The organism is Neobacillus sp. 204 (genome assembly GCF_046562815.1).
Lineage (GTDB): Bacteria > Bacillota > Bacilli > Bacillales > Cytobacillaceae > Neobacillus.
Map to the genome: position 1 here is coordinate 26,712 of NZ_JBJORY010000001.1, position 15,282 is coordinate 41,993.

Below are 15,282 nucleotides of genomic sequence, written 5' to 3' on the forward strand. Positions count from 1 at the left end.
ATTGACGTGAAAAAGAACATAGGTTTTATTGGAGCGGGAAAAATGGCTCAGGCAATGATGGAGGGAATGGTTAAGTCATTAACGATTCCCAAAGAAAACATCATGGTAAGTGCCAGGACAGAAGAAACGACAAAGATTATTAATCAAAAGTACGAAATATACACTTCATTAAATAATAGAGATGTTGCAACGTTTGCCGACATTCTTATAATTGCGGTGAAACCTGATCTATATGCAAGTATAATCGAGGAAATCAAGAAAGATATAAAACCAACAGCAATCATAGTAACGATTGCTGCTGGAATTACATTAAAAGATATTGAGCATTCATTTGGTTTCCCAGTAAAGTCCATAAGGACAATGCCTAACACTCCATCTGTAGTTGGTGAAGGTATGAGTGTGATATGTGCGAATGAGTATCTCACCGAACAAGAGATCATTGAGGTGGAGCGTTTGTTCCAGACTTTTAGTAAAACCGAACGGTTGGAAGAAAAGCTAATGGATGCGGTTCCTGCTATCAGTGGTTCCTCTCCCGCATATGTTTATATGCTAATAGAAGCGATGGCTGATGGAGGAGTAAGGCAAGGAATACCTAGGGCTCAAGCGTATCGGCTTGGAGCTCAAGCAGTTCTAGGGGCTGCAAAAATGGTTCTAGAAACAGGGAAACATCCTGGAGAATTGAAGGATAATGTATGTACTCCAGGTGGTGCAACTATTGAGGCTGTTGTTACTCTAGAGGAAAAGCAATTTCGGGGCTCGATTATGGCGGCAATGGACAGCTGTACAAATAAAGTTAAAAGTCTTATATAATAACCATTTCGGGATCCAGTTTACTGGATCCTTTTTTGCACTTTCAACCTAAGAAAATTCGTCGAAAAATATTATTTTTCGACATATTCTGCAATTTTATAGTGACACATGGTTTTATTAATAATAAACTTTAGATACCTTAAAAATGTTAAGAAAAAAGGGAATAGTAAAACCAATCAATCAAACAAAGAGAAAAATCTTTATTCAGCTTTAAACGATTTTCATTCAGGGAGTAGGTCGATTATGGAATTTAATAATGAGTTAAAAGTTGAAAGTGTATCTAAAGAAACCTTATTCGTTTCGATTATTGATGATGATGCGATTATTAGATCCATCCTAATGAAAATACTTAAGGTGATGAATTTTGATCAGTATGAATTAGATCTTGTTGCATATGAAGATGGGTTACAATTTTTTGAATCAAACCGCATTATCGAAAAAGGAGAACACTTTCTTATCCTCGATGGTGTTATGCCTATCATGGATGGGGTCGAAATTCTACAGAAGGTAAAAAAATTAGAAAATAGAACAAATATTCATATCCTTATGTTGACAGGGCGAAAAAGAATGGCGGACATTGAAAAAGCATTAAAGCTTGGGGCAGATGATTATATGACCAAACCTTTTAGTATAAAAGAACTTCAAGCAAGGATAGAACGGTTAATCAAAAGGATGAAATAGCATGCTAAATAATGAGTTATATTTCCTAACCATTCTCACGATAACCATTTTAGGGCTGTTAGTGGTTTTATTAATATATTTAATGGTAAGAAAAACAATAGATATAAAAAATAGAAAAGCGATTGAGCATTTTATCGAAAATTATCAATCCATACTTTTTACAATGCTAATGGAGGGGGGGTATTCTAGGGGACTGTCTCCTAAATCAGTACTTGAACAGAAAGCCATCGAAGAACTATTAAGCAGGTTTAGCAAAATTTTAGAAGGCGAAGATGAAAAGAAACGTTTATCGGAGTTAGCATCCATGTATTTAGCAGAATATTATCAAAAGCAACTTAAAAGTAAGAAGTGGAGTCAACGGATGAATACTCTCTATCATATTGAGGATTTCAAACTAAATCTACTGATTGATGATATCTATTTGCTAACAACGAAAAAGAAGCTTTCCCATGAAGAACTTATTCATTCTTTGAGAATCCTTGCCTTATTTCAATATGAATATTTCTTTGAAATGATAATAACCCACTACCAGTCTTTCTCTGAATTTGAATACCGTACAATTTTAGTCCAGCTTGAGCAGCAACAATTTGAACAATTTATTCTACATTTTCATAAAAGCAGTACGCCATTACAAAAAGCCATTCTTGATGTAATTTCTATAAAAAAAGAAACCAATTATCTTCCGTTTCTTGAAAATATCTTTTCGACATATAAAGGGGAAATTAGACTTCGAGCCTTAAAAGCTTTATCAGAAATAGGATATGTAAAAAATACAGAACCCTACTTAGAACTTCTTTATTCTACTATTTGGGAAGAAAGAATGGTTGCGGCCAAACTTATTGGTGCATTAAAAGAAGTTAAAGGGATATCAAGGTTAATTGAACTTTTGCATGATCAAACGTGGTGGGTTCGTTCACAAGCAGGACAAGCCATTTGCCAATTTCCAAATGGGCACCAGATTTTGCAAGAAGTATACGAAAAATCTAAAGATGCATTTGCTAAGGATATGGCATGGGAATGGCTTCATAAAGGGGTTTAGAAAATGGCGATTTTAGAGTGGGGAAATGTTGTAACCGTATTTGCATGGTTTATCGCTGTATATATGGTGATTGTCATTTCTTTTTACTCTGTTATTATGGTTATCTCTTTTTTCCAGCTGCGGAAGGGGTATCAACTTGACAGAGTTCAAGCATTTGAAGATTATGCGGATGAATTTTATACAAAACCAGTTTCAATTATTGTACCAGCTTACAATGAAGAAGCAGGGATTATTCAGAGTGTCCGTTCATTATTAAGTGTAAATTATCCAACATTTGAAGTGATTGTGGTGAACGATGGTTCAACCGATCAAACACTTGCAAAAGTAATAGAGCACTATGATATGCAGGAAATAAAAAAAGTGATTAGAAAGCAAGTGGATACCAAACCAATTGGCAGGATATATCAATCTGATATTTTATCAAATTTATTTCTCATTGATAAAGAAAATGGTGGAAAGGCGGATGCTCTTAATGTCGGTCTTAACTTTTCCCATTACCCTTATTTTTGTTCGTTAGATGGCGATTCTGTTCTGGAACAGGATGCCTTTTTAAAGGTGATGAAGCCCATTATTGATTCAAATGAAGAGGTAATTGCCTCGGGTGGAAGTGTTCGAATTGCGAACGGCTGCCAAATCAAAAATGGTCATATTCAAAAAATCGGGTTATCAAATAAACCTTTGGTTGTTATGCAAATCATCGAATATTTACGTGCCTTTTTAATGGGGAGAATTGGCTTGAGCAGGCACAATCTTCTATTAATTATCTCAGGTGCATTTGGCGTTTTTTCGAAGCACTGGGTGATTACTGCAGGTGGCTATAAAACAGATACGGTCGGAGAAGATATGGAATTAGTTGTTAGGATCCATCGACTCTTAAAGGAAAAAAAAATAAAGAAAAAGATTGTCTATGTACCGGATCCTGTTTGTTGGACTGAGGTTCCTGAGGACATGATATTCCTCCGCAGACAGAGGAGACGCTGGCATAGAGGATTACTTGAAAGCTTATGGACTCATAGGAAAATTACATTTAACCCTAAATACGGTTCGATTGGTTTAGTATCTTTCCCTTACTTTTGGATTGTCGAATTTTTTGGGCCAGTTATTGAATTCTTAGGCTACCTATTCATGATACTTTGTTTATTTCTTGGAGGCAGCTATATAGAATTTGCAATTTTGTTATTTCTCCTCTCCTGTTTATATGGTTCTGTTTTTTCGATGACATCGGTTCTATTGGAAGAATGGAGTCTAACCAAGTATCCAAAAGTATCAGATATCATGAAGTTATTTTTATATTCCTTAACAGAAACCATTTGGTACAGGCCGCTGACCGTGTATTGGAGATGTGAGGGAATTTGGCAGATGATCATAGGTGATCGCAGTTGGGGAGAAATGAAAAGAAAAGGTGTTTCCGAATGAAAAAACCAGTTAATTTAATCATTTATACCGTTCTTTTTTTAATTATTATTACTTGTCCCTTTTGGCTATGGCAAATTCAACCCGTAAAAAAATTAAACATGTTAATTGTCGATAAGACCGTTCCAAATTCTTCTTATAGAGAACATAAAGGTTTGGTTTGGATTCTAAATAATGCTAAATATTTTATAAACGGGCAAAAACCATATTCGGTTACTGATGATTATAAAGGATTTGAACCAAAGGAAGGGAAGAAATATACGATTGCTCCTTTGCCAAAGGATTTAAAAAAATACGATGTAATCTATTTAACGGATCAATATGGAGTATATAAAGAGGAGTTTTTCGGCGAAAATCCGTTAGGGAAACATTCTTCAATGATTTATGGAGGACTTCAATCCAGTGAAGTTAATCAAATAAAAAAGGAGCTTATTCAATCAACAGGAAAAACATTAATAGCAGAATTTAATACGTTTGCGAGTCCTACATCAGAATCATCAAAGGCTGAGATTTCTAATTTACTTAATGTTGAATGGTCAGGCTGGATCGGACGGTTCTTTTCCGACCTTAAAAGCACAGAAGTACCTGAATGGGTAAAAAAGAATTATGAGAAACAAAATAAGAAATGGTCGTTTACAGGTGAGGGATTTGTTTTTGTTAGTAAAAATAATTATATAGTGGTTGTTGCTGAAAAGGATATTAAGGATGAAGGACTTCTTTTTGAATTGACAAAGAACGGTAGAAAACATTTTACTCACCGTATTGATGGAAAGTATACATATTGGTTCGATATCATTCAGGCCAAAGATGAAAATGAAATTATGGCAGCCTATTCGCTGCCGATAACTTCGCAAGCAAAAGAAAAACTTAAGGGATATGGGATTCCAACTTATTTTCCAGCAGTTATCTATCACCAAAATGCTAAATATTCTTCCTATTACTTTTCAGGAGATTTTGCTGACGAAGCTGAAGTTCCAGGAATTTACCAAACTAAAGGTTTGGATACTTGGAAGAAGACTTTTGGTTCCGGCGGATCTTTTTATTGGGAAACCTATGTGCCTATGATGAAGGACATTTTAAAAAATGGATTACATCATGTTACCCATCAAGAAAAAGTGAATATTGTCGAACGTGATGGGATTAAAGTAAACAGTAAAACAGGAAAATCCTATATACAAATTCAAAAGGGAGGGAAATGGGAAGATTTTTTAATTAAGGGTGTAAACATGGGGATAGGAAAACCCGGTTACTTTCCTGGGGAGACGGCGATTACAAAAGATGAATACTTTCGATGGTTTAAAGAAATAGGAGCAATGAATGCTAATGCAATTAGAATTTACACGCTCCACCCACCACAATTTTACGAATCCTTTTATGAATATAACAAAATCGCTAAAAAGCCGTTATTCTTATTTCATGGGACATGGGTTAATGAAGAGAATCTAATTCAGACACAGGATGCCTTTGCCAAAGTAAATCGAGATGATGCAAAGCTGGAAATTAAAAATATGATTGATATTATCCATGGTAAAGCAGACATTCCGGACCGGCCTGGACATGCGTCAGGTGTCTATAATTATGATATTTCAAAGTATGTTCTGGGATTTATTGTCGGCACTGAATGGGACCCGGCTATGGTGAATAACACAAATGATAAGCACTCGGAAATTAGACAATATACAGGGGATTACTTTAAAACAGAAGCAGCTAATCCTTTTGAAATCTGGCTGGCAGGTTTAATGGACTATGCGGCTGAATATGAAGCAAAGCAATATCAGTGGCAGCATTCAATGAGTTTTACGAACTGGGTTACTACTGATATGTTGAAGCATCCAGTTGAACCATTGGCGAACGAAGATATGGTTTCAGTGAATCCTAATCATATTAAAGCATCACATCAATTTACTTCAGGTTTATTTGCTTCCTATCATATTTACCCATATTATCCTGATTTTCTTAACTTAGAGAAGTCATACCTTAATTATATCGATGCAAAAGGTGAGAAAAATAATTATGCTGGTTACTTAAATGACCTCCGAGCTGCCCATCAAATGCCTGTGCTGGTTGCAGAATTTGGTGTACCAGCTTCCAGAGGGTTAACACATAAGAACGCTTACGGAATGAACCAGGGTTTTCATTCAGAAGAAGAACAAGGGAATATAAATAAGCATCTGTACGAATCGATTGTTAAAGAAGGCTACATGGGGGGACTTGTCTTCTCCTGGCAGGATGAATGGTTTAAGCGAACATGGAATACCATGGATTTTGATAATCCCGATCGAAGACCATTTTGGAATAACTTGCAAACAAATGAACAGCACTTTGGGTTAATAGGATTTGAGCCAGGAAAAAAGGAAACAGAAATCCTTGTTGACGGTAATGCCAAGGATTGGGAGATGGCAGGAGTAAAAAATGGTTTTCATATGACAGATAAGCAGGTCAATTTAAAAGACATACGGTTGTCTTCAGATAATGGATATTTATATTTTCTATTAAAATATAATCGTCCAGTAGATTTCCGTAACCAAGCAACGTACCTGCTGCTTGATTCCATCAACCAACAAGGTCAAAACCATATTCCATTAGAAAATAAACTTTCAATAAATACAGACTTTGGAATTGATTTTTTAGTCAAACTTACAGGGCCAGAGACTTCAAGAATAATGGTCGATAGTTATTATGATACATTTTATTATCAGTACGCTCATTTGCTGAAGATGGTTGAGGAACAGCCATATGTGAAGCAAAAGAATAACGGAGTGTTTCATCCCATTAGACTTGCTCTTAATAAGGAATTAACCATCCCAACCACAAAGGAAATTATTCCATTTGCAAGTTACGAGACAGGAAAATTGAAGTTTGGGAATGCCAATCCAAATAATAAAGAATTCGACTCTTTAACAGATGTTAGCATTAGTAAGGATAGAAAAGTGATTGAAGGAAGGATTCCATGGCAGCTATTAAATGTAAAAGATCCCAGTTTGAAAGAAGTAATGGGAGATCTATGGGAAAGAGGTTTATCTAGCAGCGTTGAAACAAGTGGAATTCGGCTGGCTGTTGTGCTAACAGATCATGGGAAAGTCATGCAGACTTTACCTATCCAAAGGAATAATCAGCTTCATCAAACTGATACATTTTTGTACAGTTGGAAGAAGTGGGAGGAACCAGCCTATTATGAACGGTTGAAAAAATCATATGGAATTATGAAAGAGACCTATCGAACGATTGATAATAAGTGAAGGTAGAATGAGGTAAGTAAAACGCTAGTGAAGATCTAGCGTTTTACTTTTTTATTGCCCTTTTAGGTTAATAGTAAGGAAAATGTTCATTATTGTTTCTGTTAACAGTTAGGGTCGTCATAAAGCCAACACATATGATTGTGAGAAGAGAATAGAAGAACTTTTCTAATCCAACAACCTGAATACCACTTGTTATGACAAGACCATCTATTAAGAAAATGATGATGCCAATATTGATAGAAGTAAATTTAGTTAACAATTGTGCAAGTAAATCTGTCCCACCCGTACTGGTTTCATAACGAAGCATAAGACCTATCCCTATACCGACAAGTAAGCCACCAATGATGGTGCTTGGTAATATCCCTATATTGATTTTGCCATTGATAAAGGAAAAAAAATCGATACAAAAAGAAGAAATAATCAGACCATGGAGGCTATAGTAGAAATAGCGTCTTTCAAAAAACCAAGCTAGAACGTATAAAGGAAGACTTAAAACAATAATACTTAGTCCAGTCGGCCACCCGTAAAAATAATGGATGATTAGTCCTAAGCCGATGACGCCTCCATCAAGAAGGTGGTAGGGAACTAGAAATCCGTTCACGCCAAGGCTTAACAGTATACTCCCAAGCAGCATAGCTGCCATTTTTTCCTTCACATTCCATCACTCCAAAACTTGTCCTCTTACATAAAAATATGAAAGTTCGATACATTTAGAAGTGATATAGTCAAAAAAACAGACTGAATTAAAAGAATGGTAAAAAAAACAACCAGAAAATTTTTCTGGTTGTTACTTTTAAAAGAAGAAATTTAAAATGAAGTAAATGATACTAGCTAAAAGTGCGGTAATTGGTAGTGTAATTACCCATGTAATCAACATCCGTTGAGCTGTATCCCATTTTACTCCTTTAAGCCTATGTGCAGAACCTACCCCTAGTATCCCTGAAGAGATAACGTGAGTGGTACTGACTGGTAGATGGATATAAGTGGCTCCGAAAATGATGGCTGCACCGGTTAAATCTGCAGCAACACCATTGATCGGACGAATCTTCATAATTTTCCCACCCACTGTTTTAATGATCTTCCATCCCCCAATCGAGGTACCTAGTCCCATTGCAATCGCACAAGAGAGTTGTACCCAAAAAGGAACCTCATCAGTATGAAGATAACCATTAGCTAACAGGGCCATGGTGATAATCCCCATGGATTTTTGTGCATCGTTCGTTCCATGTGAATAGGATTGCAATGCCGCGGTTGCAATTTGAATAAAACGAAAGTTTCGATTCGTTTTGGTTAAATTAAAGTTCTTGAAGGCAACTTTAAAAATGCTGTAAACAATGTATCCAACTGTAAAAGCTAAAATAGGTGATAGTATTAATGCTTGGAGAATTTTAATAAAACCATCTGCTTTTATGACTTCGAATCCTTTTGCAGCAATGGCTGCACCAGCAATAGAACCGATAATTGCATGAGAAGAACTACTAGGAATACCGTAATACCATGTAAGTAGGTTCCAGATGATTGCGGAAAGTAATGCTGCAAAAATAACGATGGATCCGGTATGACCACCAGTTAGGGAAAATGGATCAACGATATCCTTTGAGATGGTCTTAGCTACTCCTGTAAATGTCAATGCTCCCACAAAATTCATTACCGCTGCCAAAAGTATTGCTTGGCGTGGTTTTAGAGCTTTTGTTGATACAGAGGTTGCGATTGCATTTGCGGTATCATGGAAACCATTAATAAAGTCAAATGCAAGGGCACCAATTACAATTAATATTGTTAGAATTAATACAACGCTCATATGTTTGCTCCTTAAGCATTTTTCATAATAATGGTTTCGAGAGTATTGGCAACTGTTTGGCAATAGTCGGCAATATCTTCAAGGTTTTCGTAAATCTCTTTGTATTGAATAATCCGGATTGGATCTTTTTCTACCGTAAATAAATTTTTAATCGACTGGCGTAAGATATTATCGCAGTTGGATTCAAAATCTTTTATCTTAATGGCATGTTCTCTTATTTGCTGTAACTTTTTATTTGAAAGAAGTTCAACAGCTTTGTCAATTTCATGAACACTTCCTTGAATAGCATCCACAAATTTCTTCATGAAGTCATCTGCGTTTGTAATAGAGTACATTTCAAATAATGCAGCACATCCCTCAAGTCCATCGAGGACATCATCCATACTCATCGCTAGGTGAAGAATGTCTTCACGTTCAATTGGAGTGATGAAGGCATCATTCAATTCTTTGATTACTTCATGAACATATGTATCTCCTTTTGTTTCAAGTTCCTTCATTTTTTCTGAGAAAATTTTCAAATCACTCACATTTTTTAATTTGTAATCTGTAAAGAAATTTGCACTTTCCTTTAGGTTTGCAGAAATATTACTAAGTAATACTGAGAATTTATCGACTTTTTTGAATGCCATGTGATTACCCCCATTTTCATTTAAACAAGTGTTGTACACCAACCCAAGTAATTTTATCTGAAAAATGTCGAAAAAAGAAACAAAATCTATATAACTTTACAAAAACTTAACATTAGAATTTTTTGAATAGTTCATTTTAACGGAACAAAGTCTATGTATATTTACAAAATCTTAACATTGAATATTTTTGAATAGTTCATTTTAAGGATAGAGGCTTTTTTACTTTTGCCTATATTCGAGGTATTTATGTACCCCTTTGTTACCCTTGCTAAGATTTTTCTTTTCTGAGTATAAAAAGGAAAATAGGGTACTTTATAGGTACAGGTAGCATGAAAATAAGTTACTTTTCCAATACTGCCTGAAACAAATAATTGAATACTAAAAAGGAGTGTACTGAATGAGCTTCATTTGGGCATTAATTATTGGTGGGATTATTGGATGGTTAGCAGGCCTTATCGTTGGAAGAAATATTCCTGGCGGCATAATTGGTAATATCATTGCAGGATTTGTTGGCGCATGGCTTGGAACTGCGATTTTAGGTAATTGGGGACCACAGGTCGCTGGTTTTGCAATAGTTCCTGCAATCATAGGTTCAGCCGTTTTGGTCTTGCTAGTAAGTTTCATTCTACGAGCCTTTAGAAAAACGGATAGATAATAATCCATTGCTTTTAAAAAGCCTCCGATAAGCTCGGAGGCTTTTGATGTTTGCATCAATTTTTATAGTGAATAGATGTCAATATCTTTAAAAATAACAGGCAGATCTATAAATGGCGCACGACATACAATCTTCTCTTGAGTAAAGGGATGAATGAACTCAAGTTTTGCTGCATGGAGTGCTTGTCTTTTCACAATTGAATTCCCTCCATACAATGTATCTCCGACTAAAGGATGTCCCAAATGACTTAAATGAACCCTAATTTGATGTGTTCTCCCAGTATCGAGCCAACATTTTACATAAGTTTGTTGTTTCCCTTTGTCTACCTTTAATACAGTGAAATGGGTAGTTGCAGCTTGCCCTGATGGAGAAACTCTTCTTTTGGTTGCATGATGGCGATCCCGGCCAATTGGTGCGTTAATTGTCCCTGTTCTTTGCTTTAACACCCCATGAACTAAAGCAATGTAGGTTCTTTTAATATTCCTTTTAAGGAGCATATTGTCCAAAATAGCCCCTGCTAGAGCATGTTTAGCAAGGAGGATGGCACCTGATGTGTCCCGGTCTAATCGATGTATTTGTCGAATGTTCCTATTTTCCCCTTTTGCTTGCAGATAAAATTGGGCAGCATTAACAAGTGTATTTTGATCAGCTTTAAGGTCATTTGGATGGGTATTCATAAAGGGTGGCTTGTTAATCACCAAAACATGTTCGTCCTCATATAGAATGTCTATATCAATGAAGTTTGGGAAGATTTCTATATTTTCGTCCTCAAATAGTTTTATTTGTATCTTAGAACCTTTAATAAGAGGCATATTCCAGTTAGCGGGATCCCCATTTACTAAAACTTTATTTTCCATTCTAAAAGAGTGAGTTAACTTTTTGGGGGATTCCCAGACATGCCGGAATATATCTGCAATGGTTTGGCCATTCCATTCTAAAGGGACTGTTATTTGAAACCATTCTCCCATTCGCATTGTGTTAAGCATGTAATTCTCCTTTAGGTTATAATTACCACCGTTAATACGGACTTAGTTATGTTATTCTATCATATATAATACGACAGAAATAAGCGATGGCAAAGGTGGGTTTATAGTGAAAATTGTGTTTGCCTCGACACCAAGTCAAGAAGAGGAAATTAACGGGCTGGTGAGGTACATCTATTCAAATATATTTCCGCTCTATTTTACTGATGAGGAGATTTGTCAGTTTGAGCGATTAAAGGTTCTGCATACTTCTGAAGATTTCAATACATTAAAAGATGCCTTTCAGGTCATGACTTGCATCCAAACTTTAATCTCGATTTTAGAGGCCACTCAACCTGATGGAGAGTACGCTTCACTATTTAATAAGAATGTTGAGACATTAAAGGAGTTTGGCTTGTTATTTCCATTTAAATATGAACATTTTGAAGAGGCGAAAAGTATTAGAGCGTCTATGCTAAGTATCTATACTAAAGCCGATAATGAGTTACTAGTTTAACTAAGGAAAAGTCTGCAGCTGCAGACTTTTATTTTTTTCTACTAATATTAGTTGATTTTGAGGTAATATAGAAAAAGAACTGAATAAATTTGGTTCTGCGAAATTTGTCGGCTAATTTCAGGAGATTTTTAAAGGATTAACAAAGATGGAATTAGAAACAATATACAGTAGACAGAATTTGGAGGGGATCCCGATGGACTGGAAAAAGACAGCTAAGAGTTGGATGGAATTTGAAGAATTGGATACTGAATTAAAGAACCAGTTGAAAGACTTAATGAAGGATGAGAGGCAGTTAGAAGAAGCCTTTTATAAAAATTTAGAATTTGGAACTGGTGGTATGCGTGGAGAAATAGGGGTTGGTACTAACCGTATGAATCTTTATACTGTTCGCAAAGCATCCGCTGGGCTGGCTGCATACATAGAAAACCATGGAATGGAAGCAAAACAACGCGGAGTTGTCATTGCTTTTGACTCACGTCATAAATCTCCAGAATTTGCGCTGGAGGCTGCTAAAACATTAGCCACAAAGGGTATACAAACATATGTGTTTGACGAATTAAGACCTACTCCTGAATTATCATTTGCCTTAAGATATTTAAACGCCTTTTCAGGCATTGTGATTACCGCAAGCCATAATCCACCTGAGTATAACGGTTATAAAGTTTATGGATCGGATGGTGGCCAACTTCCGCCAGACGCCGCAGACAAGGTTATTGCCAAGGTAAATGAGATTGAAAATGAATTATTGATTGAAGTGTATAGTGAAGAAAAATTAAAAACAGCAGGACTCATTAAAACGATTGGTACGGAAATTGACCAGGCCTATACAGAGAAATTAACAACTATATCTGAGAATCCAGCCCTGGCTCAAGAAACGGATCTCAAAATTGTTTTTACTCCATTACATGGTACTGCTAACAAGCCTGTCCGTGCTGCACTTGCTGCATTGGGTTATGAAAATGTAACGATCGTCAAAGAACAGGAACTTCCAGATCCTGAATTTTCAACCGTAAAAAGTCCTAACCCTGAAGAACATGCCGCCTTCGAATTAGCAATTCGGGATGGGAAAAGAGTGGGCGCAGACCTTCTTATTGCAACAGACCCTGATGCCGACCGTTTAGGGATTGCTGTTTTAAATCCTGAAGGAGAATATGTAGTTCTTACCGGTAACCAAACGGGTGCCCTATTACTGGATTATATTATCACTCAAAAAAAGGAAAAAGGAACACTTCCCGAAAATGGCGTTGTTTTAAAAACTATTGTTACATCGGAAATAGGCAGAAAAATTGCTGAGGCGTATCAATTAGAAACTGTCGATGTTTTAACAGGATTTAAATTTATCGCAGAAAAAATCAATCAGTATGAGACAGATGGCAATCGTAAATTTTTATTTGGCTATGAGGAATCCTACGGATATTTAATTGGCGATTTTGCACGGGATAAAGATGCTGTTCAAGCAGCACTTTTAGCAACAGAAGTGTGTGCTTTTTATAAGAAACAAGGCATGTCCCTCTATGAAGGGTTGATACAGGTATTTGAAAAGTATGGATATTACCAAGAGGGCCTGCGCTCGCTAACCTTAAAAGGTAAAGAAGGGGCAGAGACGATTCAACAGTTATTGGCATCGTTCCGAGCAGAGCCGATTACCAGCCTTGGAAAATTGGCTGTATCCACTGCGGAAGATTATTTAACAAGTACTCGCGTAACAGATAAGGGTGAAGAAACGATTGATTTACCAAAATCGAATGTTTTAAAGTATAGTTTCGAGGATGGTTCATGGGTTTGTTTACGACCATCTGGTACGGAACCAAAGGTGAAATTCTATTTTGGTGTTAATAGTAAAAGTTTGGAAGAAAGCACAGCAAAACTAAAAACAATTGAAAATGATTTTATGACGTTAGTTGACAATAAAATGAAAATGGTTCAGGAAATTTAAACAATTTCCGATCAAGTGATTAACATAATCAGCTCGTTTTGAATTTTAAAACACGGCTTCCATTCCGAGGAAGCCGTGTTTTTTTGGTGGTGGAATTCTTTTATCCGGTAGTAAAAAGTTTCTCAATTTAATTTGTATTCACATGTTAATTTAGGAAAGACTATACATCGGTATCTCATTAGGGTCAGGTTCTACGGTTTCATTCGCATGGTCAATGTAGCGAAGTAGGTTATATAGTTTGGTTTCAATTACAGCGTAATCACGTTCAAAATTGTAAGCATGCAGGAATTGTTCAATTCTTTTTGATAAAAATTGGTCTTTTGTTCGTACCATTAAAATCAGCAAATTATCCCACTCAGACCGATGTGTATAGTATAACGCTCGATCATAATCCATTTTATTCATTTGTTTTTATCTCCTCCTTATTAGGAGTTGAGATTATTGTATGATATTTTGACGATAACTTTCGCAGAAAATGTTGGACACCCACTGTTTGCGCTGTTTTCAACATTTACCTGCATATATTTTTTAGATTGAACAAAGTGGAGGTCATATGGCTAAAATTTTTATCTGTATTATCATTTTTTTATCCCTTCAACAGGAAAAGGTGACAAGCGCGAAAATAGTGGAAGTCAATAAACCCTATAGTTATGAAATGTTAGAAGATGACCTTTCGAAAATAAACCAGAGATATAAAGAGAAAATAAAAATCAAATCAATTGGCAAAACTCATTTTGGACGAGACATTTGGGCCATTAGACTCGGAAAAGGAACAAAAAACGTAGTATTGATTGGTTCGCATCATGGCCGAGAATGGTTGACGAGCCTGATGTTAATGAAAATGCTTGAGTCCTATTCAGCCACTTATAATGAGAGCGGGTTTCTCGGATTCAAGTCCCATCAAATTTTCAATGAGGTCTCCCTTTGGTTTGTACCAATGTTAAATCCTGATGGTGTAGCCATCCAACAGAACGATTTTAAAGGTTTTTCATCTCAGCACCAAAAGCTTTTACTAAAAATGAATGATGGGTCAGATAACTTTGAGCGGTGGAAGGCTAATGGTATGGGAATAGACCTAAACAGGCAATATCCAGCAGGATGGGAAAGTCTTGATCAACAACCTGACTCTCCTTGGTATAAATTTTATAAAGGGGAAAAACCACTTGAATCGAAAGAAGTAAAATCCTTAACGAAATTTATCAAGGAAATCAATCCTACGATTGCCGTTGCTTATCATACAGCAGGAAGAGAAATTTTTTGGAATTATAAAAACGGAAAAAATCTGAAACGAGATAAACGGATTGCAAAAAAAATTTCGAAATTAACCGGTTATAAATTAACGATGCCGACAAAAAATGCAATGGGAGGCGGGTTTACAGATTGGTTTATCACAACGTATCACAGGCCAGCGATGACAATTGAAATTAGTTACTTAGTTGGGGAAACCAATCCACCTTTATCTGTTTTTCAAAAGGAATGGAAACGAAATCGTTATGTAGGTATAAAACTCGCGAAAGAGGCTAAAAAAGTCCCAAATTAAAGATACTTGCCTATTGTTTTTTCTATCTTGTTTCATCATTCCCCTTTTTACTTCATACAT

The 15,282-nt window shown here is 36.0% G+C and carries 14 protein-coding genes; 9 read left to right on the forward strand and 5 right to left on the reverse strand.

The window, feature by feature from the left end; all coding sequences use genetic code 11:
* Positions 1–6: 6 nt before the first annotated feature.
* The 5 genes from proC to ACJ004_RS00165 all read left to right on the forward strand — a co-directional run bounded on the left by proC (position 7) and on the right by ACJ004_RS00165 (position 7,182).
* Complete coding sequence (gene proC / locus ACJ004_RS00145) at positions 7–810, forward strand: pyrroline-5-carboxylate reductase (protein WP_410890396.1); 804 nt, start codon at positions 7–9, stop codon at positions 808–810.
* Between the two features lie 243 nt (positions 811–1,053).
* Positions 1,054–1,491, forward strand: coding sequence for a response regulator transcription factor (locus ACJ004_RS00150; protein ID WP_410890398.1), 438 nt, complete (start codon positions 1,054–1,056; stop codon positions 1,489–1,491).
* Between the two features lies 1 nt (position 1,492).
* Positions 1,493–2,530, forward strand: a complete 1,038-nt coding sequence (locus ACJ004_RS00155) for a HEAT repeat domain-containing protein (RefSeq protein WP_410890399.1) — start codon at positions 1,493–1,495, stop codon at positions 2,528–2,530.
* A gap of 3 nt (positions 2,531–2,533) precedes the next feature.
* On the forward strand, positions 2,534–3,946 hold the full coding sequence (locus tag ACJ004_RS00160; protein ID WP_410890401.1) for a glycosyltransferase family 2 protein: 1,413 nt from the start codon (positions 2,534–2,536) through the stop codon (positions 3,944–3,946).
* Entirely contained in the window at positions 3,943–7,182 is a 3,240-nt protein-coding gene (locus ACJ004_RS00165; RefSeq protein ID WP_410890403.1) for a hypothetical protein, read from the forward strand. Before ACJ004_RS00160 ends, ACJ004_RS00165 begins: the two co-directional genes overlap by 4 nt.
* A 67-nt stretch (positions 7,183–7,249) precedes the next feature.
* Here the strand turns inward: ACJ004_RS00165 and ACJ004_RS00170 are convergent, their stop codons facing one another.
* The 3 genes from ACJ004_RS00170 to ACJ004_RS00180 all read right to left on the reverse strand — a co-directional run bounded on the left by ACJ004_RS00170 (position 7,250) and on the right by ACJ004_RS00180 (position 9,612).
* Positions 7,250–7,837 carry a YitT family protein gene (locus ACJ004_RS00170; protein ID WP_410890405.1) on the reverse strand — a complete coding sequence of 196 codons (588 nt, stop codon included), beginning with the start codon at positions 7,835–7,837 and terminating at the stop codon, positions 7,250–7,252.
* 138 nt (positions 7,838–7,975) lie between these two features.
* A complete protein-coding gene (locus ACJ004_RS00175; RefSeq protein WP_410890406.1) occupies positions 7,976–8,983 on the reverse strand; it encodes an inorganic phosphate transporter in 1,008 nt (335 codons plus the stop codon).
* A gap of 11 nt (positions 8,984–8,994) precedes the next feature.
* Positions 8,995–9,612 carry a DUF47 domain-containing protein gene (locus ACJ004_RS00180; protein ID WP_410890408.1) on the reverse strand — a complete coding sequence of 206 codons (618 nt, stop codon included), beginning with the start codon at positions 9,610–9,612 and terminating at the stop codon, positions 8,995–8,997.
* Between the two features lie 397 nt (positions 9,613–10,009).
* On the opposite strand from ACJ004_RS00180, the gene ACJ004_RS00185 reads away from it, so the two are divergent.
* Positions 10,010–10,267 (forward strand): GlsB/YeaQ/YmgE family stress response membrane protein, encoded by a 258-nt coding sequence (locus tag ACJ004_RS00185; protein WP_410890410.1) that lies wholly within the window; start codon positions 10,010–10,012, stop codon positions 10,265–10,267.
* Between the two features lie 62 nt (positions 10,268–10,329).
* Here ACJ004_RS00185 and ACJ004_RS00190 read toward each other — a convergent pair whose 3' ends face one another.
* The gene (locus ACJ004_RS00190; RefSeq protein ID WP_410890412.1) at positions 10,330–11,253 is read right to left on the reverse strand and encodes an RluA family pseudouridine synthase; all 924 of its coding nucleotides are present in this window, start codon (positions 11,251–11,253) and stop codon (positions 10,330–10,332) included.
* A gap of 106 nt (positions 11,254–11,359) precedes the next feature.
* On the opposite strand from ACJ004_RS00190, the gene ACJ004_RS00195 reads away from it, so the two are divergent.
* Both ACJ004_RS00195 and ACJ004_RS00200 read left to right on the forward strand, forming a co-directional pair.
* On the forward strand, positions 11,360–11,746 hold the full coding sequence (locus ACJ004_RS00195) for a YhcU family protein (protein WP_410890413.1): 387 nt from the start codon (positions 11,360–11,362) through the stop codon (positions 11,744–11,746).
* Positions 11,747–11,939: 193 nt separating this feature from the next.
* The gene (locus ACJ004_RS00200) at positions 11,940–13,682 is read left to right on the forward strand and encodes a phospho-sugar mutase (protein ID WP_410890415.1); all 1,743 of its coding nucleotides are present in this window, start codon (positions 11,940–11,942) and stop codon (positions 13,680–13,682) included.
* Positions 13,683–13,832: 150 nt separating this feature from the next.
* Here the strand turns inward: ACJ004_RS00200 and ACJ004_RS00205 are convergent, their stop codons facing one another.
* Complete coding sequence (locus ACJ004_RS00205) at positions 13,833–14,087, reverse strand: YhdB family protein (protein WP_410890416.1); 255 nt, start codon at positions 14,085–14,087, stop codon at positions 13,833–13,835.
* A gap of 148 nt (positions 14,088–14,235) precedes the next feature.
* On the opposite strand from ACJ004_RS00205, the gene ACJ004_RS00210 reads away from it, so the two are divergent.
* Positions 14,236–15,222, forward strand: coding sequence for a M14 family zinc carboxypeptidase (locus tag ACJ004_RS00210; RefSeq protein ID WP_410890418.1), 987 nt, complete (start codon positions 14,236–14,238; stop codon positions 15,220–15,222).
* Positions 15,223–15,282: the final 60 nt, after the last annotated feature.